At 42.3% G+C, this 19,474-nt stretch carries 15 protein-coding genes and 1 pseudogene; 5 read left to right on the plus strand and 11 right to left on the minus strand.

The window, feature by feature from the left end; all coding sequences use genetic code 11:
• The 4 genes from BSI_RS19250 to BSI_RS19235 all read right to left on the minus strand — a co-directional run bounded on the left by BSI_RS19250 (position 1) and on the right by BSI_RS19235 (position 2,661).
• Positions 1 to 858 carry a Cof-type HAD-IIB family hydrolase gene (locus BSI_RS19250; RefSeq protein WP_003235638.1) on the minus strand — a complete coding sequence of 286 codons (858 nt, stop codon included), beginning with the start codon at positions 856 to 858 and terminating at the stop codon, positions 1 to 3.
• 5 nt (positions 859 to 863) lie between these two features.
• The gene (glcR, locus tag BSI_RS19245) at positions 864 to 1,640 is read right to left on the minus strand and encodes a transcriptional regulator GlcR (RefSeq protein WP_019259680.1); all 777 of its coding nucleotides are present in this window, start codon (positions 1,638 to 1,640) and stop codon (positions 864 to 866) included.
• A 219-nt stretch (positions 1,641 to 1,859) separates the two neighbouring features.
• Positions 1,860 to 2,201: a single-stranded DNA-binding protein SsbB gene (gene ssbB, locus BSI_RS19240; protein WP_003235640.1), complete on the minus strand. Its 342-nt coding sequence runs from the start codon at positions 2,199 to 2,201 to the stop codon at positions 1,860 to 1,862.
• A 76-nt stretch (positions 2,202 to 2,277) separates the two neighbouring features.
• Positions 2,278 to 2,661, minus strand: coding sequence for a hypothetical protein (locus BSI_RS19235; protein WP_003235643.1), 384 nt, complete (start codon positions 2,659 to 2,661; stop codon positions 2,278 to 2,280).
• Between the two features lie 175 nt (positions 2,662 to 2,836).
• Between BSI_RS19235 and BSI_RS19230 the strand changes: the two genes are divergently transcribed.
• On the plus strand, positions 2,837 to 3,247 hold the full coding sequence (locus tag BSI_RS19230; RefSeq protein ID WP_032731815.1) for a YwpF-like family protein: 411 nt from the start codon (positions 2,837 to 2,839) through the stop codon (positions 3,245 to 3,247).
• Positions 3,248 to 3,268: 21 nt separating this feature from the next.
• Positions 3,269 to 4,072, plus strand: a complete 804-nt coding sequence (locus tag BSI_RS19225) for a class D beta-lactamase BSU-1 (RefSeq protein WP_003235647.1) — start codon at positions 3,269 to 3,271, stop codon at positions 4,070 to 4,072.
• Between the two features lie 72 nt (positions 4,073 to 4,144).
• On the opposite strand, the gene BSI_RS19220 is transcribed toward BSI_RS19225, so the two are convergent.
• The 3 genes from BSI_RS19220 to BSI_RS19210 all read right to left on the minus strand — a co-directional run bounded on the left by BSI_RS19220 (position 4,145) and on the right by BSI_RS19210 (position 12,229).
• On the minus strand, positions 4,145 to 4,801 hold the full coding sequence (locus BSI_RS19220) for a class A sortase (protein ID WP_032731665.1): 657 nt from the start codon (positions 4,799 to 4,801) through the stop codon (positions 4,145 to 4,147).
• A gap of 95 nt (positions 4,802 to 4,896) precedes the next feature.
• Positions 4,897 to 10,839 (minus strand): SpaA isopeptide-forming pilin-related protein, encoded by a 5,943-nt coding sequence (locus BSI_RS19215; protein WP_003235653.1) that lies wholly within the window; start codon positions 10,837 to 10,839, stop codon positions 4,897 to 4,899.
• Between the two features lie 313 nt (positions 10,840 to 11,152).
• Entirely contained in the window at positions 11,153 to 12,229 is a 1,077-nt protein-coding gene (locus BSI_RS19210; protein ID WP_003235654.1) for a response regulator, read from the minus strand.
• Between the two features lie 1,390 nt (positions 12,230 to 13,619).
• Between BSI_RS19210 and BSI_RS23265 the strand changes: the two are divergent.
• Positions 13,620 to 14,348: pseudogene (locus BSI_RS23265) on the plus strand (sensor histidine kinase); the annotation flags it as partial.
• A gap of 177 nt (positions 14,349 to 14,525) precedes the next feature.
• Positions 14,526 to 15,491 (plus strand): histidine kinase, encoded by a 966-nt coding sequence (locus BSI_RS22905; RefSeq protein WP_249033936.1) that lies wholly within the window; start codon positions 14,526 to 14,528, stop codon positions 15,489 to 15,491.
• A 38-nt stretch (positions 15,492 to 15,529) separates the two neighbouring features.
• Here the strand turns inward: BSI_RS22905 and mscL are convergent, their stop codons facing one another.
• Positions 15,530 to 15,922 (minus strand): large conductance mechanosensitive channel protein MscL, encoded by a 393-nt coding sequence (gene mscL / locus BSI_RS19200; RefSeq protein ID WP_029316919.1) that lies wholly within the window; start codon positions 15,920 to 15,922, stop codon positions 15,530 to 15,532.
• A gap of 72 nt (positions 15,923 to 15,994) precedes the next feature.
• Positions 15,995 to 16,420 (minus strand): 3-hydroxyacyl-ACP dehydratase FabZ, encoded by a 426-nt coding sequence (gene fabZ, locus BSI_RS19195; RefSeq protein ID WP_003235662.1) that lies wholly within the window; start codon positions 16,418 to 16,420, stop codon positions 15,995 to 15,997.
• Positions 16,421 to 16,611: 191 nt separating this feature from the next.
• On the opposite strand from fabZ, the gene rapD reads away from it, so the two are divergent.
• The gene (rapD, locus tag BSI_RS19190) at positions 16,612 to 17,676 is read left to right on the plus strand and encodes an aspartate phosphatase RapD (RefSeq protein WP_003235665.1); all 1,065 of its coding nucleotides are present in this window, start codon (positions 16,612 to 16,614) and stop codon (positions 17,674 to 17,676) included.
• A 20-nt stretch (positions 17,677 to 17,696) separates the two neighbouring features.
• Here the strand turns inward: rapD and flhP are convergent, their stop codons facing one another.
• Both flhP and flhO read right to left on the minus strand, forming a co-directional pair.
• Positions 17,697 to 18,506, minus strand: coding sequence for a flagellar hook-basal body complex protein FlhP (flhP, locus tag BSI_RS19185; protein WP_003235667.1), 810 nt, complete (start codon positions 18,504 to 18,506; stop codon positions 17,697 to 17,699).
• Positions 18,507 to 18,538: 32 nt separating this feature from the next.
• Positions 18,539 to 19,351 carry a flagellar hook-basal body complex protein FlhO gene (gene flhO, locus BSI_RS19180; RefSeq protein ID WP_032731667.1) on the minus strand — a complete coding sequence of 271 codons (813 nt, stop codon included), beginning with the start codon at positions 19,349 to 19,351 and terminating at the stop codon, positions 18,539 to 18,541.
• Positions 19,352 to 19,474: the final 123 nt, after the last annotated feature.

Here is a 19,474-nt window from a genome sequence, read left to right on the forward strand (position 1 = left end):
CTACAGCAAATTCTTAATCATATGTGCGACACCGTGTTCGTCATTGGTCAAGGTGACAGCATTAGCGATCGCTTTGATATCTTCCCGCGCATTGCCCATCGCTACACCTTTTCCCGCAGCCTCCAGCATCGATTTGTCATTTAAACTGTCACCTACAGCTGCGGTTTCTTCGATCGGAATATTCAGCCGTTCCGCAAGCCTCTCCAGCGCCTGCCCCTTGGAAGCTTTGCGGGCAGAAAGCTCAAAGTTATGCTCAGCCGAACTGACAAGCGTCAAATCTTCAGCATGCTCATATCTTTTCCAGCCTGCCTCAAGCTTCTCTTTGAGGAAAGAAAAACCGAGAATATTATAAAAGTCGATCTCCTGATCGGTCTCAAACAGTTCTTGAAACGAGCCAATGTAAGCGAAACCGGATTGGCTGTATTGCACCTCGGCCGCCTGCATAAGGACAGAAAGATCCGCTTCCGGATTCGCGCTCTTAAATCGGTCCAGCTCAACATCAAGTAGTTCTCTCCCGTTTTGCGGCGTATAAATGGCTGAACCTGTGAATACCTCGTAGTAATAGTTTTCTGACTCAAGCCATGAGAGAATGTCATACGCCCGTTGTTTCTCAATGGTTTCCTGATGATAAAGCCTGCCGTCAGGATCGTGAATGACGGCGCCGTTTGCGCTGATGACCCACGTTTTGATCTCGAGCGGCTCAAAAATCGATTCAACATCAAAATAAGCGCGCCCAGTTGACACCACTACTTCAATGCCGTCTTTCTGCGCCTGACGCAGCGCATTTTCATTTTCCAAGCTTACCTGATGCTTGCTGTTGAGTAAGGTTCCATCTAAGTCAATCGCAATTAATTTCACGTTTGTCAGCCCTTTCCTTCATCCTGCTCTGTCACGAGAAGTTCCACACCGTTACGGTCAAGCAAGTCACAAAACGCCTGATTCGGCAGCCTGTCTGTGATCAACAGATCGATTTCACTCAGCTCCGCATACTGATAAAAACTGGTGCTTCCGAGTTTCGAATGATCTGCAAGTGCGATCACCTGCTTTGCCTGCTGAATCATTTTTCGCTTTACCATGCCATCTTCTTCATGCGCAATTGTAATGCCATGCTCAGAAATACCGACCACACCGATCAGCGCTTTATCGACGTGATAGCTTGAAAGCTTTTCAATCACAGAGGCGCCGTACAGAAACCGGTGCTCCTTTTCCAGCTTGCCCCCGAGCAGATAGATTTCAATTCCCTCTTTATTGGACAGCACTTCCGCGAGATTAATCGAGTTGGTAATCACCGTACAATCATCCGCATTCAAATGCTTTGCACATGCCTGAACGGTTGTAGAGGCGTCTAAAATCACCCGGTCACCATCATGAATGAGCGATGCGGCAAGCCTGCCGATCTTGTTTTTTTCCTCGGACACTGTTTTCAATCGGCCTGAATAACTTTGAATTTTCTGATGCACAGTCGGCAAAATGGCACCGCCCCTTGTGCGGATAATGGCATTCTGTTCCTCCAGCTTCACGAGGTCACGTCTCGCTGTATCCCTTGACACTTGAAGGAGCGTACAGATCTGCTCCGTTGTAATTCGGTTATGCTGTTTTAAAAAGTCCAAAATCGCTACTAATCTTTCTTCTTGGTACACGCCCTCATTCCTTTTCTTATCAATCATCTTTAAGTAATTATAAGTTTTTAATGAGTTGCAATCAACATTATTAAGTGTTTTTAAGCAAAAATGCATCATAAGAACCAATTTTTCCTAAAAAGAAAAAAACCAGTCTGGTCGACTGGTCAGTTTTGAGGGGATGATTCGGAGATCCGGATAATCGTGAATGGATAGAAATCGGGAGGAGCAGGGGTTATGTCAATCGGCCGTTTTTTCCCGGGGTTTAGGGTCCATAAAACGAACAGTATCAGCCAACACTTCCGTTACATACACGTTAACGCCTTCTGCGTTTTCATAGCTCCTTGTCTGGATCCGTCCGCTTACGCCGACGAGAGAACCTTTTTGGCAATACAACGCCGTGTTTTCAGCAGTTTTTCTCCAAAGCGTGCAATTGACATAATCGGCCTCAATTTCACCTGAAGCATTTTTGAAGCTGCGGTTTACCGCGAGCGTAACGTGTGCAACTGCCGCACCGGCGGAAGTGTAGCGAAGCTCAGGATCTTTTGTAAGACGTCCGACAAGCATGACCTGATTGAACATGCGATTCCTCCTCTCCTTGCGGTTATATGTATTGTAGATGATGCAATGAGAAAAGAAAAACGCTTAAAAATGACTTTCAGCCTCTGTTTTTATCTTTCGTTTTCATTTTTCCTTCAGCTAAAAACATCTTTTGTTTTTTCCCTTTAAAGAAATATGTACTTTTTAAAAAACGGAAAAAGATTTGCTTTGTCAGCCAATTTTGCGTATTCATGCACACATAGGAAGAACCATCCCATGCAAACCACTGAAAGCTCAGTTTTTTTTCCGGCAATGACACCTCAATTTTATACTGCTCCATGCCGTCGTGTGTTTCGTATAAAAAACTCATCCTCCCTTTTGTGTTCAAATGGACTTCAAAAACTTCTTTACGGCTTAATATATATGCTTCATCCTTTTGAATCAAACGGTTTTCAGAAGGAGTGCCGTCAATGTAAATTTCTTTTAAACGAAATTGATTCATACACATCTCTCCGTAATCCATAGTCAGTTACAGTATAATGAAAAAATAGAAATTATTAAATGTTTCACCAATATGAAATTCTTTAGCCCCGGCATTGCAGCGTTTTTTCCTCTAAAAAGTTTATGTTATAATGGAAGGCAAGAAATCTTTGGAAGTAATCGGGGTGAGAAAAGAAATGAAAACCTTTAAACTGGTTGACCTGAATGTGGAACGAGTGGACAAGGAAGAAAAATCAATTGAACAGTTTCCCCTAATTGACGGACTGATTATAAATAAAGAAGACGGTGAAAACCACTGGCTGATTGAAGCGCTTGTATCGAAAGAACACCTGTCTTTTTTTGAACAGCTTCAAAACAGCCAAACTGAAGCCAAAGTATTTGTAACGATCACGAAAAAAAGCAACCGCCCCGCCCAGCTGACAGCGGCAGTGAAAAATATTGTCAAGCTGGAAGAAAGCATACAGGTTTTAATCTACGGACAAATGGTGACAAGAAAACAGCAAGGCACTGAAACCATTCTGGAGTCCCTTGTAAAAGAGGGCTATACAGGAACAAAACTGATTGAGGCGTTTAAGCAAAACATATAAAAAATTTCTGAGGTGAAGATATTGAGCAAGGGAAAGGTGCAAGCACTCTTTTTATCACTTATCGGTGCGGCTCTGCTCATGACATCAAGTTTACAGACACCTACAGAAGCTGAAGCTGCAGAGAAAAACATAAATTCGAAAAAGCTGAAGGTTGATGAGTTTTTCACAGATCTCGACGGCACTTTTATCTTGCGGGATTTAAAAAACGAAAAAACATTCGTCTACAACGATCAGCGCGCAAAACAAAGATTTGCGCCGCAGTCGACGTTTAAAGTTCCTAATGCGCTTATCGGATTAGAAACAGGCGCTGTTAAAGATGAATATGACATCAAATACTGGGATGGCGTGAAACGGGAACTTGACGTTTGGAACCAAGACCATACGCTCGGCTCTGCTATGAGATATTCAGTGGTTTGGTATTACCAAGCAATGGCCCGGGACATCGGAGAAGAGCGAATGAAGGAATGGATTGAAAAAACAGGTTACGGCAACCAAGACATCAGCGGCGGAATTGATCAATTCTGGCTAAGCAGCACTCTCAAAATCTCTCCTTTAGAACAAACAGATTTTATGGAATCGTTATACAAAGAAAAACTACCATTTGACAAAAGCGTCATGAAGACGGTAAAACGGATGATGATTCAAGAAGACGAAGACCACTATACGCTTTATGGAAAAACCGGTTCTGGCTCAGGCATCGGCTGGTATGCCGGCTTTGTTAAAACCGAGCACGGGGCGTACAGCTTCGTGACAAACATTGACGGAACCGGAACAGAAGCGAAAAGCATCACAATGGACATTTTGAAGAAATATGTTCTGCATTAAAAAAGACTGCCGTTAGGAAACGGCAGTCTTTTTTCTGTAAATATCCACTGCAAAAGAAAGACATCAAGAAACTTACATTTCGCTATTGATATCATCTGTATGGCCGACAGCATCAATCAATTTCCCTTTAACTGCTAGACGTCCTTTCGTTTCCACAGCTTTGTCACAGGTAATTAACGTAATTTCCTTTTCTTTTGTATTCTGAATCACATCTGCCTGTATTTCTGAAATCGTTTCTGTTGATGTCACTGAGTAAATATAGTCTTTTTTAAAATCTGTAATCACAATTTTGGCGCCTTTTTTTATATTCATCAGAGGTCCAAACAGAAGACTCTTTTGCTTTAGATGATGGCCCGCCAACGGATAATTCCCCTCGCCCATTTTCTGATCCGGGCGCATTGTTGCCGCCCCGATCAGAAGATTTTCGTTGGTAGTGCCTTTTAGGATCGGAAGCTCCAGATCGACACTTTTAATGGTTATCCGTCCGATGATCGCTTTCTGATCGTGATCAAAGCCAGCCTTTATGGCTTCCATCAAATCAGGCGGCTGGATTGAGTCAAATTCAAAAGCAGCTTCTTTCTCATTATTTTTTTTCAGCTGCTCCACAGTTAATGCCGACTCATTCTGGCTTTTGCTAAGATAGACTATGATTCCTCCTTTCAAAAAAGGGGAACAGATAAGCAACAGTCCGAAAAGAATGAACAACGTAATGATCATTTTCTTGTACATGCAAAAAATTCCTTTCTTATGCTTCATTCAAAAAGAGCTGTGTCACTTTTAAAAAAGCACCTGATCGATTCTTCAATGATCAGGTGCTTTCATATTTATCCCTTTCTTTGCTTCTTTCTTGAGGCAACAGCTAAGCCTCCGCCTGCCATAAGCAGCAGAATACCGATCATTACTGTCAGCGTGCTATCCGAATCTCCAGTTTTCGGAAGAGGATTTTCTGTTTTCGAATCACCCGATGTACCATTGGTTTTCGAATGATGTCCATCTTCCTTCACATTTCCACCCGGTGCAGGTTTGTCAGGTTTGTCAGGTGTTGGCATTTTTACTTTTTGATTAGAAACAACGATCTCTACAGCTTTTGACTGTCCTTTTTCAATTGTGAATTCGATCGGTGTTTCATCTAGTTTGTAACCTTCGGGTGCCTTCGTTTCAATAAACTGATAGCTTCCCGGCGCAAGGCCTTTTACTGTGAACTGCCCCTTATTATCTGTTTTCCAGAGTTCAGGCAGCTCTTTGCCAAAGCCGTCAGTTTTTACAGGCTTGCCGCTTGCGTCCAATAACTTGAATTCAGCGCCCGCCAAAACTGTATTTTTATCGTCTTGATCCACTTTCGTCACATTCACGTCACCTGGTGCCAATATGTTCTCCACGGTGATGTCGATTGGTTTCGTTTCTGTATTTGTGATCTTGAACGATATAGGTGTTTGATCCAAATGATAATCCTTAGGCGCTTTTGTTTCGACAAACTGATATTCGCCAGCTTTAAGGCCGTGCACGGTAATTTGACCTTTTTCATCCGTCGTCAAGCCGGATTTCAGCACTTTTCCGTTGGCGTCCGTCAGATTGAACTCCGCGCCTTGCAGAACTTTATTATTATCATGCTGATCCACTTTGGTGAGAACAACAAGGTTCTTGATATTAACCGCTGTCACTTTCACTTGTTCAGGTTTGCCGCTATATTCAGCTTTAATGGTGAATGACACTGGTTTTTCGGATAAAAGATATCCATCTGGCGCCTCTTTTTCAATAAATTGATAGCTTCCCGGTGCTAACCCGTCAACTTCTATTTTGCCGCCTTCTTTTGAAACTAGATCGTCTCTCACTGTTTCCCCATTGCTGTCAGTGATTTTGAATACTGCGCCGGCTAAGCCTTTTCCATCTTGATCTTCCTTCGTCAGCTGAACCGAGCCTTTATCGTTTACGGCGATCCCGGCTTCTGCAGATCCTGGCTTCCCTGCTGCTGATTCAGAAATGGTAAACTCTTTTTTCTCCGTGTTTAACACATAACCGGATGGCGCTTTTGTTTCAACAAAGGCGTAACGGCCCGGCGCAAGGCCTGAAGCTGTGATGTTCCCGTCTTTATCGGAAGTCAGCTCTTCTTGAACTGTATTTCCTTCCTGGTCAATAATTTTAAAGACGGCTCCTTCAAGTTTTTGGCCTTCAGCATTTTCCTTCGTCAACTCAACAGCGCCTTTATAGTTAATGGCGATCCCGGCTTTTGCTGGTTCAGGCTTTCCTGCTGCTGATTCAGAAATCGTGAACTCTATTTTTTCCGTGTTTAACACATAGCCGGATGGCGCTTTCGTTTCGACAAAAGCATAGCGGCCCGGCGCAAGGCCTGAAGCTGTGACTCTACCGTTTTTATCCGATGCCAGCTCTTCTTGAACCGTTTTCCCTTCCTTGTCGATAATCTTAAAGACGGCTCCTTCGAGTTTCTGGCCATCGGCATCTTCCTTCGTTAACTCAACAGCGCCTTTATCGTTCACGGCAATCCCGGCATCTGCGGATTCAGGCTTTCCTGCTGCTGATTCTGAGATCAAAAATTCTTTTTTCTCCGTGTTCAGCACATAGCCGGATGGCGCTTTCGTTTCAACAAAAGCGTAACGGCCCGGCGCAAGGCCTGAAGCCTCTATTTTTCCGTCCTTATTCGAGGTCAGCCCCTCTTGAACATTATTTCCATCCTGATCGACAATGTTGAATACTGCGCCTTCAAGTTTCTGGCCCTCAGCATTTTCCTTCGTCAGAGAGACTTTTCCTTGGTAGTTGGTCATTGCTCCCAAATTAACGTCGGACACTTGATTCTGTTCATTCTTTGCGATGGAGAAGTGAATCGCTTTTGTATTCACGATAAAGCCTGCCGGAGCTTTCGTTTCTGTCAGGCGATAGTAGCCCGCCGGCAAACCGTTCATTTCCACTTTTCCGTTTTTATCAGATTTTATATCTGTTCGTATGAGAGTATAGGTGCCGTCATTTGACTTTTTCTCCAGCTTGAAAACAGCACCCGCCAAAGGATTATGTTGTTCGTCTTGTTTGATAAGCGTCACCTTGTTCTGTTGATTTACGACTTTGTACAGCGCTCCTGTCTTAGAGGAATTGCTGTCTATCTTTACAGGGACCCCTTTTACATAAGCATCGCTGATCGTATATCCGTCAGGCGCTTTTACTTCTTTTAATACGTAGGAACCGTAGCGGATATTTCCGAATGTAAGTTTCCCGCCAGCATCTGTCGTGCCCTTGCGCAGGAGCTGCTTGGCGTCCTCAGACCATAATTGAAAGTCTGCTCCTTCTAGAGCTTTATCGTCCTCACCTGTTTTAAAGATCGTCAGGCTTCCTTTTTCTCCAGATCCGGAACCGTCGCCGCTTGAAATGGCAACAAAGATTGAGCTACTGTTTTCCTGAGTCTGCTCTTTCACATTTGTTCCTGAAATGGACACCTTATTTTTAACGTGGCCGTTCGTTCCGGCTATGTTAATCAGAGACCGGTATTTGATCACATAGGCACGGTCAATTTGCTTATAGCTGCCTATGAATGTCAGGACAAACGATTGTTCACCTGTTGTATTGTTGGTTTTGATGTCTAACGTGTAATCTTTGTCTTTTTGAAGCTCGACATCGCCCGCGGTCAGATTTCCACTGCTGTCTTTGACCACACCGTTTTCATCATATTTTGCTTGATATACTTTAAAAGAATCTGCATCTAGTATTTGATTTTCATCCGGCGTGTCAGTAACTTTTACGTCATCCAGCGTTGATTGGCTGGAGTTGACATTAATGTTCCAATCGATGTAGCTTCCATTTTGTTTGCCGCCTTTGAAAACCAGATTTCCTCCGTTCGTAACTGAAACAGAGCCCGTCAACGTGCGGTCTGCATAACCGTCATTATAGTATGTTGCTTTGTTTGTGTACTGGTTCTGATCAATGACCTGCCCCTTGAGTGATGTCTTAAACTCAATCAGGTATGGTACAGAATCGCCTGTTTTAAGGTGTACCGTCAGAGTGCGTTCATTATTCGCAGAAGGTTCTTCGACATCATACTTGGAAGGATCAAGTGCGTCTCCTTCTGTGATGGAGCCGTTTTTATTGATCGTATAGCTCTTGACCACAACGGAACCCGGCACAAATTGCTGAGGATCTGTTATGACATCTTTGATATAAGGGTTTTTCGTCGGCTCGCAATTATAATTGACGCCGATTTTCCACGTGATTTCCTTTGAAACCGCGTTGTATGAACCGTTTTTGAAACCATTGTTTGTCGTCTGATGATTCGGCGTAAAACCGCTTGATACCTTATTCGTGCGCTCGTTGCCGTTTTGATCAGTCCATGTTGACTGAGCTGTATTCTTGACGCTTTCGTTAGAATAATCAGCATTGAATGTTGTTGTGTAAGTGATCTTAAATTGACTGTCTGTTTTTTTATAATCCCCGATCAATGCCAAAGTAAAGCCTTTATGGCCGGTTTTTTTTGTCAACGTGTAATCTTTGTCTTTCTGCAATGTTTTGTTGTTCGTTATGTCTTGAATTTTGAACGAGTCATCAATCAGAACCAATCCGCCGCTTTCGAATTGGTCATCCAGCATCCAATTGTTCATCTCATATTTGTTTTTATTAACTGTAATCGTCCAATCAGCCGTCTTCTTCTCATAATCAACATTTGAATACCCTTTGATGAGGTTCTGTTGAATGGCTATTCCAGAAGCTTCTTTTGAATCACCTGTTCCGGTCACCACGCTGTTGGTGTATGTTGTCGATTTATCAATGATCACTCCGCTGTTGACCTTTGTTTGATATGTGATTTTGTAAGCGCTGGTAATGGTTTTATTAAATTTGACTTCAAATCCGCTTCCATTATCGATCAGCGTATAGTCCTCGCCTTCCTTTAAAGGCGTTCCCGCTTGCTCGCTGCCGTTCTGTCCAAAGGTAATAGGAATAACCTTCAAGGAATCTTTCACAAGGTGCAAATCGCCAGTTCCAAAAGAATCTTTAATGCTGGCCTTGGATTGATCGATCTGTTTCTCACCGTAGTTGTATGAAAGAGCCCAGCTGAATGTTTGAGATTCTCCATCATAGCCGGTCGATGATTTCGCAATCATTTTTCCATATTTGGCTGCAACAGTAGCTTCGGCAGAAATGGGTTCCAGGTTGTCTCCGCTGAATGCTGCCTTGTTCGTCAGCGTTAGATTTCCGCCTTCACTCGGCTTCGCACTATTGTCAATGTCAGTTTCATATACAAGGCGGTAGGCTGAATCAATTGTCCCATCAAATGAGACATTTCCTTTTGAATCAACGCTGTAGCCGGAAGAAACTTCATTTCCTTTGCTGACAGAACCATCAATGTTCACATTGAGTTCATACACTTTAACTGAACGGTAGATTAAACCCTCTGGAAGGCTTTCCGTGAGTTTGGCATTTTTGACTTGATCCAATTTTTTATTGACATCGACCGTCCATGTTACTTTACCGGGGTTGATGCCTTTATCCAGAACACCTGATTTATCAATGGTTTTACTCACATTTGGCTTAAAATAAACCGTTGTTTCAGGCGTATCGGAATTTACAGGGAATGGAATCTTTTGTGTTGTCGATCCCGTTATTTTTTTCTCGTTGAACTGCGTATTGATAACCAATGTGCCTTTGACATTAGAACTTTCTTTTACCTCGCCGTTAAATGTCATCACCACATGTCCGTTCGTATCAATAGAAAATGTCCCGTAGGTGGTATCTCCGGCGCCTAACGGCAGGTTCAAAATGTCATTATGCATAATAAATTCTTTAGGCAAATCAAATTCATATTTATCGCCGGCATTGATTGTTTTTCCTAAATCGTCAGGAATAGCCCAATCAATTGAAATTTTCACCGGAGAATTCGTATCGGCGCGATTGCCCTTGTCATATGGCTTTCCGTTTTCGTCCGTCAATGTCACGCCGGTTAGAATATGTTGCGTGATTTGTTTTTCTTCAGTTTCCAGACTTCTGAAAGCTGATTGACTTGAGGATGACACTTTTTTTGAATCATCGCTCTTAGGAGAATCACTGCTCTTAGAGTCTGCCGATGGTTTTGGTTCCTCTTCTTTTTGATCCTTGCTGACTGAAGGTGCAGATTTGTCATCTGTCCCTTTCTGATCACCCGCAGTATCAGAAGAGTCGTTTTTTGGCTCTTCCGCCTCGTTATCTGGTGTCTCATCTTTCTTGACAGGGATGATCACCTGCTGGGTGTTGCCTCCCCCTAGTTGAAAAAGGGCCGCTACTGTATGTTCATCGTCTTTTACATCTGCAGTAAACTTAGCTGGCAGTGTGATGGTCCCCTTGGCATCAGGAGAATCCGCGGTTGCACTTTTTAATTTCACCGTCAGAGTGCTGCTGCCCGCTGGCACTTGATAGCTGCCGATGACCTGATCAGCAGATTTGATCTCACCTTCTGCACCTTTATCAAATGTAAAGCTTTTAGGTATCTCCACATTGATGTCCTGTTCGCTTACTGCTTCTTTATCATGTTTTAATGACCATTCATATGTCAGTGTCACTTCATCCCCCGGCGATAATGCCGGTTCGTTTCCTTTTGACCCGTCAACAACCTGCTGATTCCTGTCTTTGACTGTCACTGAATCGAAAAATTGTCTGTCGCTTGCTGATACGCCCACAGCCTCTGCTGTAAGAGTATAGCTGGCAATCTGGCTGAAGAAGAAAAAGATGGCCAGGCTTATGATCATGAATATCCGCCCGCTTTTCTTCAGCCCTAAGGGAAAACTCCTCGCTCTCAACTTTCCATTCCTCCCTTTCATATCTATTTTTCACTTGCCGATTGATCCGCGAGACCATAGAATCATGTCTCATCCCCCCATTGCTAATGCCGAATGAGTTTAAAAACGAAGCCGAACCAAACTACATTGTATGAAATGGAACTATACAAATTCTGTACAACTAAAACTGAATGAATTGGAGATTTAAAGTTTCAATGGAGACGTATGGCGAGGGTTTTCCATGAAGATGACATGTACAAAAAGAAAACCAGTGTGCTTCGATAGGGCAATCGACACACACTGGCTGGAGATGGATTTTTGCTATATTTATACTTTAATTAATTTGATCCTTCATTTGTTTGTAGCGCTGATATTCTTTTATCGCCTCTTCTACCTTCCCGCTTTTGTTAAATAGCTGCAGCTTATATTGCATAATTTTATGATCAAAAGGCTCCATTTTCTCGGCCTGCAGGCAAATGTCCATCGCTTGATGATCTTTCATTTCACGAATGAGAAAATCGATCAGTTCATAAGCCTTTCCTAGCCAAAGCTGGACTAGACGCGTCTTTTCCGGTTCTGCCCACAAATAGCCATGCTCCATCAGATAATGATTTTGATAGGACATGAAAATATCCATGTGCAGATGTAATGTAGCTGTATTGAGCGGGGGCGCCTCTTTTAGTGACTGTTCCCATTCCACAACATCGATTTTTGCGCCTGAAAGTCGAAGAATATATCCTGTGTCGGTCTTCTCGATTGTTTGGCTGAAAGGGATCTGGCTGAGCAATTTCCTTATCTGATAAATGGTAGAGTAGAGTTGGGTGCTTGCTTTTGAGACATCATAATTAGGCCAAAAAAGATCGATTAGCGTGTCTTTACTGACAACACGCCCTTGATTATGAAGTAAAAAGGTGTATATTTCGCGTGCTTTGGACGTTCTCCACTTGACGGGAATGTTTGTTTTGACTTCCTTTAAGATCTGATGAAACTGCAGGTTCCCAAAACATTGGATCAAATAATGCGCCTCGGTATTTTCCATAGATGCTCTAAGCTTGTTATTCGTTCTGATTCGCTCAACAGTTGTCTCAAGCCGCTTGTAAATAACAGGCTTCAACAAATAATCAATAGCATTCAGCTCAAACGCTTTGATAGCGAATTCATTATAGGCCGTGATGAAAACGACTTGGATGTTTTCATTCATCGATTGAATCGCTTCAGCAAGCTCAATGCCGTTTACCCCCGGCATTTCAATATCAAGAAACACTGCATCTACAGCAGCAACCTCAGGATGCTCCAGTACTTCAATCGGATCTTGATACGCCATAATAGATTGAAAGGCGTTTGTCCGTTCAAGCATATTTTTAAAGTGAAGCAATGCCAGGTGCTCATCATCAACAATTAACGCTTTCACAAAACATCACACCCTATATGTAAAATCGAGATATCAGTAAATAACTTCTATTATATCATGCCAAATTGCCCCTTTATCTGGATTCTTTTTCTTTCTATTGTAGTTTTTGAAAGTTTGCATTTAAAATATTTATAAAAAATGGGAATTAAGAATAATCCTATTGGGATAAAGGAGCACTGATATGAAAGAAAAATTCATTTTTATTTCGATTATTTTTGGTTATGCCGCTTTCTTTATGATTTTTATAGGCATTGACCATTTTTCGGGATCAACACTTCCTGCGGCAAGGCATGGAGTTATGAATCTGGAAAACTGGGATTTTCAGAAGGATGGAAATGTACAGCTGAATGGAAAGTGGACATTATATCCCAATCAGCTGCTGTCACCAAAAGAGATTTCTTCAGCAAAAGGAAAAGATCCCGTCTTCGTTGATGTTCCCAGCAATGTGAAGGTGACCAAACAGGGCATCAATGTGGATTACGGAACGTACAAGCTGACTATCAGATCAAATCAAGATAATCAGCTTTTTGGGATCAGCACGTCGTTTATTTACAGTGCAAATCGCATCTATTTTAATGGACAACTCATAGGGCAAAGCGGCAGCCCTTCAAATAAACCTGATTTCACGGCGCAAAACAGACCGTATACGAGCTTTTTTACGCTTCACAAGGGTGACAATGAACTTGTGGTACAATTTTCAAACTTCGGAAAAACGCCGGGGTGGGGAATCGCAAAGCCGATTACTTTTGGAACGCAGGACCAAATATTGCGGGAGAACAAAATTTCCTTTCTGAATGATTCAATCATGATTACAGCTTTTTTCATTACCGGATTATATTTTCTGGGCTTTTTCCTGCAAAGAAAAAAGGATAAACATTTGTTGTTTTTTTCTGTTATGTGTCTTCTTTTTTCATTCATTATTCTGATGATCGGAAAAGAGCGGATTATATTTCTCCTCTATCCGTCAATTTCATTTTCATTGCTAAATTCAATGAGGGCAATCTCAACCGTGTTTGTCAGTATAGCGGTTTTTCTCTATCTCTATTTTGCTTACCGGCAGATTGTATCAAAACGTTTTATTCTCATAGCCACTGTTTCTTCCGGGCTGGTCTTGATCACAGATTTTTTAACTGTGGGTTTTATCGGCCATGGCTCATACATCTTACATTCTGTGCTAGCCGTTTCCACCCTGGTTTATATCACATATATTTTTACAATTGCAGCGATTCGCAAAATGGAAGGAAGCCTGTATCTGACAATCGCTTCTATTTCAATGAGTGCTTTTGTCATTTTAACGACCATCTCCGCTTACAGCGGAAAAACAGCCTTTTCATTTAATTCGATTTATTCATTGCCAACCGTCATTGCGTTGCTGGCGATTGTTCTTCTGATGGCACAGCAATTTGCCGGCGCTTTCCGCGAAAATGAAGTACTGTCGTGGAAATTACTCAGGATTGACCGGCTAAAGGATGATTTTATTGCCAAAACATCACATGAATTCAAAACGCCGCTGAACAGCATTATTAATATATGCCAAACGCTGCTGGCCGGCAAAGGAAAAAGAACGATAGAAGAAGAGAAAGAAAACATGCAGCTTGTCATCCGCATGGGCTACAGGCTGTCCAATCTGGTGAATGACATTCTGGATTTAGAAAAAATAAAGCAAGGCATGCTTCAGATTCACCCGGTTCCTGTGGATATTTATACTTTAATCTGTTCGGAAATGAATTTCTACAATCTCTTGTCCAGACATAAAAACTTGAACATTATAAATCATATTCCAGCCGGCCTTCCTTTGGTACTCACAGATGAAAACCGCTTTCGGCAAATTGTAACCAATCTAGTAGACAATGCAATCAAGTATACAGCGGAGGGCCAAATTACACTTTCTGCTTCAAGACTGAACGATAACATGATCAAGGTGACAGTAACGGATACCGGAAGCGGCATTTCAGAAGCCGATTGCCAAACCATATTTGAGTCTTTTCAGCAAGCCGAAACAAATAAAGACGACGGAGCCGGTCTTGGCCTCAGTATTGTCAAACAGCTGGTTCAGCTACAAAACGGAGACATTTGGGTCGAATCGGAAGAGGGAAAAGGTTCGTCATTCCATTTCACATTGCCGATTGCTCAAAATGAACCTGTACCTGAAACAAAGAAGGGTCTTCCTGATTTACAATCCGGGATAGATATGTCAGATACCTCTATGAGCACGCCTTATTATTCTGAGAAAATTGACGCTCCAACAATTTTGATTGTCGATGATAACATCGACAGTTTAAAAATCTTAATCGATATGCTGGAAGGCGTTCCCTACAATGTGATTGCTGCGAAAAACGGAATGGAGGCATTAGAAGTTGTCTCTTGCACCAAGCTTGATTTGGTTATTCTGGACTTGATGATGCCGGATATGACTGGTTTCGAAGTCTGTATGAGAATTCGCGAACGATTCAGCATGGTTGATCTCCCGGTTCTGATGATTACAGCAGCCATTATCGGCCATGACAAATACAAGGCTTTTCATGCCGGAGCGAATGACATTTTGCAAAAGCCTTATCATTACTCTGAATTTATGGCGCGTATCAAAAACCTGATTATGATGAAACATACAGCAAATCAAGCCACAAGAATGGAAATGGCATTTCTCCAATCGCAAATCAAACCTCATTTTCTTTACAATGTATTAAACACGATCATTTCTCTCAGTCATTTGGATATTGAAAAAGCGCGGGAGGTAACAGAGGAATTTACCAACTATTTAAGAATGAGTTTTGACTTCCAAAATACATCAGCCATCAGTTCATTCAAACATGAGCTTTCTATTATCAGTTCCTATCTTTCCATAGAAAAGACGCGCTTCGGCGATCGGCTTGAGGTTTTTTTCGATATAGACAATGACATTGACTTTATCCTTCCGCCTTTAATGATTCAGCCCTTGGTGGAAAATGCCGTTCTTCACGGCGTCAGCAAGAAAAGAGGCGGAGGATGGATCAAGCTGACAGCTAAAAAACAAAACAGGAACGAGTATTACATCAAAGTAGAAGATAACGGAGTCGGTATGGCTCCGGAAAAACGAAAAGATCTCTTATCTTCGGGTTTCGACCGGAGCGTCGGATTAAAAAATATCAACCAGCGGCTGAAACATTTTTGCGGAAGCGAGTTGAAAATCAGCAGCACTCCGGAAGCCGGCACCTCTGTTTCCATGCTTATTCATCTTGCTGAAACAACGGAAAACCCCGCAGCATTAAGTGAAAGGAATTGAAAATAAAAAAGACCGCCGTTTCAGAACGGCAGTCTTTTTTATTCCGGCGACCTTGTTTGCTGCTTCAGCAGATCTCTGATTTCCTTCAGCAGCTCCTCTTGCGCATCCGGCGCTTCCTCCGCCGCCTCTTCCTCTGCTTCTTTTTTTCGTCTCAACCCATTCAAAGTCCGAATAACAATAAAAATGGAGAACGATATAATTAAGAAGTTTACAATCGTCTGTATAAAGCTGCCGTACTTCACTACAGCTTCGCCAAACGTAAACGACAAGCCTGAAAAATCAAGCCCGCCCAGCAGCAAGCCCACCAAAGGCATGATGATATCATTGACTAGAGATGTGACGATCTTGCCGAACGCGCCGCCTATTACAACACCGATTGCGAGGTCAACAATGTTCCCGCGCATGGCAAAGGCCTTAAATTCTTTCCACATACAATCACCTGCTTTTTTCATGTTTTGAATGAAAAAAGACAAATGTGCCGCTGCCCATCTGCCTTATTTCAGTTATTCTCCGAGAGCAAAAGTCAGTTCGACTTCGCAAACAACTTCGCCATCAACTGTGGCAACGCCTTTTCCGCGCCCGATTGTGCCGCGCGCACGAGTGATTTCAACCTCAAGATGAAGCTGATCACCAGGCTTGACTTGTTTTTTAAACCGGCAATTGTCAATGCCCGCAAAGAACGCCAGTCTGCCGCGATTTTCTTCTTTAATCAGCATCGCAACAGCCCCGACTTGGGCAAGCGCTTCTACAATTAATACGCCGGGCATTACCGGATACTGTGGAAAATGTCCGTTAAAGAACTCTTCATTAGCAGTTACATTTTTATAGCCTTTTGCCCGTTTGCCCTCTTCAACTTCCGTAATCCGGTCTACAAGCAAAAACGGATAACGGTGAGGAATAATTTCTTTAATTTGCTGAGTATCAAGCATTCTCTTGACATCTCCTTCATCTGCATTAGTATGTATAGCAATCATCGAAGATCAAATCTGTACATTTGAAAAGTATATTATGAATTAATCTCTTTTTCAACCGCGCTAAAATGTAACCAACTGTCAATGAGAGCCGTCAAAAGTTATGATATGATAATTATAGATTTTACCAATAGCAAAGAGGTAGGAAAATGATTTCGAAGTTTATTGAAAAAAGGATGCAAAACATGTTAGACGAGTGGTATTCCGCAATGAGCAAGCGCAAAATGAATCACGTTTGCACACTGAAAGAGAAAATTGACCAGCACCTTCCGAAGCTCAAAAAGAATACAAAACTTTGGATGCGTTATCAATTGTTTCAGGCCCGCCATCAGCTGCTTTTTGAAAACCAGAACGGACTTGATTCATTGTTCGATGATCTGTACGGTCTGGAAGACAAAATGGATGATGAATTGAAATATTATCTGTATTTTTTCTCAGGATTATACGAAATGGTAAAAACAGCTCCGAAACATGCAGTGAATCATTTTAAAAAAGCTGAACAGTACCTGGCCGCCATTCAAAATACGTTTGAAGCCGCTGATTTATATTATCAAACCGCCGGCGCCTATTACTTGATGAAATCACCGCCGCTTTCCATCCAATACGTCAAAAAAGCATTACACATCTATTTACATCAATTCGGCTATATAAAAAAGGTGATCACCTGCAAGCTTTTGCTCGCCGTTAATTATATTGATCAAGAGCGCTACGAAAAAGCTGAACAGCTTTTCAAAGACATCATTAGGAAAACCCAGCAATTACATGACGAAAACCTGCTATGCCACGCTTATTATAACCTTGGCTTTTTAAAAGCAACCGAAAAAAAAGACCAGGAAGCGCTTCTTTACTTTAAAAAGGTATTAAAGAATCAAGAATTTGAAACGAATTCTCCAGTCTCGTATCTGCATTGTGTGTACGAATCTGTCAGAGCGCTTTTTAAAACAGGAAAGGTCACAGAAGCGAAAGCCGTCCTGGAAAAAGGGAAAGAATTATCTGAAAAGGTAGACATTCAAACCATTTACTTAAAATTAAAAACGCTTGAAGCGCTCTACACATCAGTTGAAGACCCCTATGATCAGCTGCTTGAATATGTGCTTGAATTAGAAAAAATTGAAGCGTGGGTGGATTTAGAGGTGCTTTTGGAAGATATCACGGAATACTACAAAAAAAAGGACGATTTCGAAAAAGCCGCTTTTTTTATCATGCGCGGCTGATTGAAAACGCCCATTTCTTTTTATCTGACTGAATTAATTAAACCGAGCATTTGATCTCCCATTGTAATCGTTCTGCTGTTCAGCTGATATGAACGCTGGGACGTGATCAAATCTGTCATTTGTTCAGAAATATCGACATTAGACATCTCAAGCGAGCCCTGCTGCATGCCGATGTTTTGTCTATTCGCGCCATTCAGCTCTTCAAAAGCTGCCGCATTATCAATAGAGAAAAGGTTATTCCCTTCCGATTTCAGCTCTTGAGGGTTATTCACTTGGACAACCCCGAGATTAAACCGCTGGACTGCGTTTCCGTCAGATGCGGTTAAGGTGCCGTTTTTATTGATGGTGATATTCTTCATTGAGCTGTCGATGTTGACTGTATTTCCGTTTTCATCAAGCACCGGATTTCCATTACCAGTAACGAGCTGAAGCTGGTTGGCATTCGCAGCTGACGGCGTTAAGTACAGCGCTCCGTCTCTCGTATACTGCCGGTTTCCATTCACGTTCACCTGAAGATATTGGTATGGAGACGTAAACGCGATATCCAGATCGCGATCCGTCTTCTGAATGCTTCCTTGATCAGATACAAGGCGTGAATTCATCATCGCTCCGACGCCGAGACGCAAGCTGGGTGGCGTTTTTCGGGCTTTTGCCACTTCCTCATTTTTTTCATCAACCTGATCGAATTGCTGTCTGACTAGCTCAGAAAAATTCGTATCTTTTGCCTTATAGCCGGTTGTGTTGCTGTTTGAAAGGTTGCTGCTGATTGTGTCAATCTGCTGCTGCAGCTGGTTTAAGGTTGTTGATGCCGTTAGCATTGACCTGAGCATAGTTGATGTCCCCCGTTTTTTCTTCCGTTATCTTAGATTTTTCCGATTTCATTAGCTGCTTTATCCATACTTTTATCGTAAGCTTGAATAACCTTCTGATTGGCCTCAAACGATCTGTACGCTTCAGTCATTTCTGTATAGGCGCTTGTCACATCCACGTTTGAAAGCTCAGAGACGCCTTGTTTTAATGAATAGGATACCTGGTTATTATCAGCTGCGCTTGGCAGATCATTGCCGTCCGCGGTGCTGTACAAGTTATTTCCGTCCCGTTTCAGGTTGCGGACATCCTCCGCCATTCTGACATCAATCTGGCCGGCTGTCCGTCCGTTCGTTGTCACAGTACCGTTTTCAGATACAGTAAAATTTTCATTATCCACAGTGATTGGCTGGCCATCCGTTGATAAAATAGGATTTCCGTTGATCGTCAGCTGATTATTCTCATTTAGTGAAAATGTGCTGCTTTTTGAATAACGGATTCCGTCCGCTGTCTGAACCGGATAAAAAAGAGCCGCGTTTTCATTGGTTTCCGCATAAACCGGAACTTGATTTTCAACCAATGTGATATCTGTAGGCTGATCTGTGGACTTCAAGCTTCCCTGTGTGAAAAGAGGCTTAAGCTCCTGCATATACACACCGGTATTCACGGAACCGACTTCCGTCCTCGTTGTTCCGGCCGGAGATTTTGATTCTATTCTGCTGAGCAGCATCTCAGGGAACGCGCGCATGGAGCCTTGATCTGCTTTATATCCGGATGTATTTGCATTTGCAATATTATTTGAAAGCATTTCCGTTCTTCGCTGCTGGGCAATCATTGCGGATGTTGCTGTATATAATCCTTTTAACAAATTTCCCACCTCTAAAATGGCATTTTTTCCAGTTGTCATATAGGAATGTTCGTTCTATGATAAAAATCAGTATTTTATCCTATTATCGTCATATATTATCCATTCGTGAAGGCTTTTTCATAA

It is taken from the genome of Bacillus inaquosorum KCTC 13429, assembly GCF_000332645.1.
Classification (GTDB): domain Bacteria; phylum Bacillota; class Bacilli; order Bacillales; family Bacillaceae; genus Bacillus; species Bacillus inaquosorum.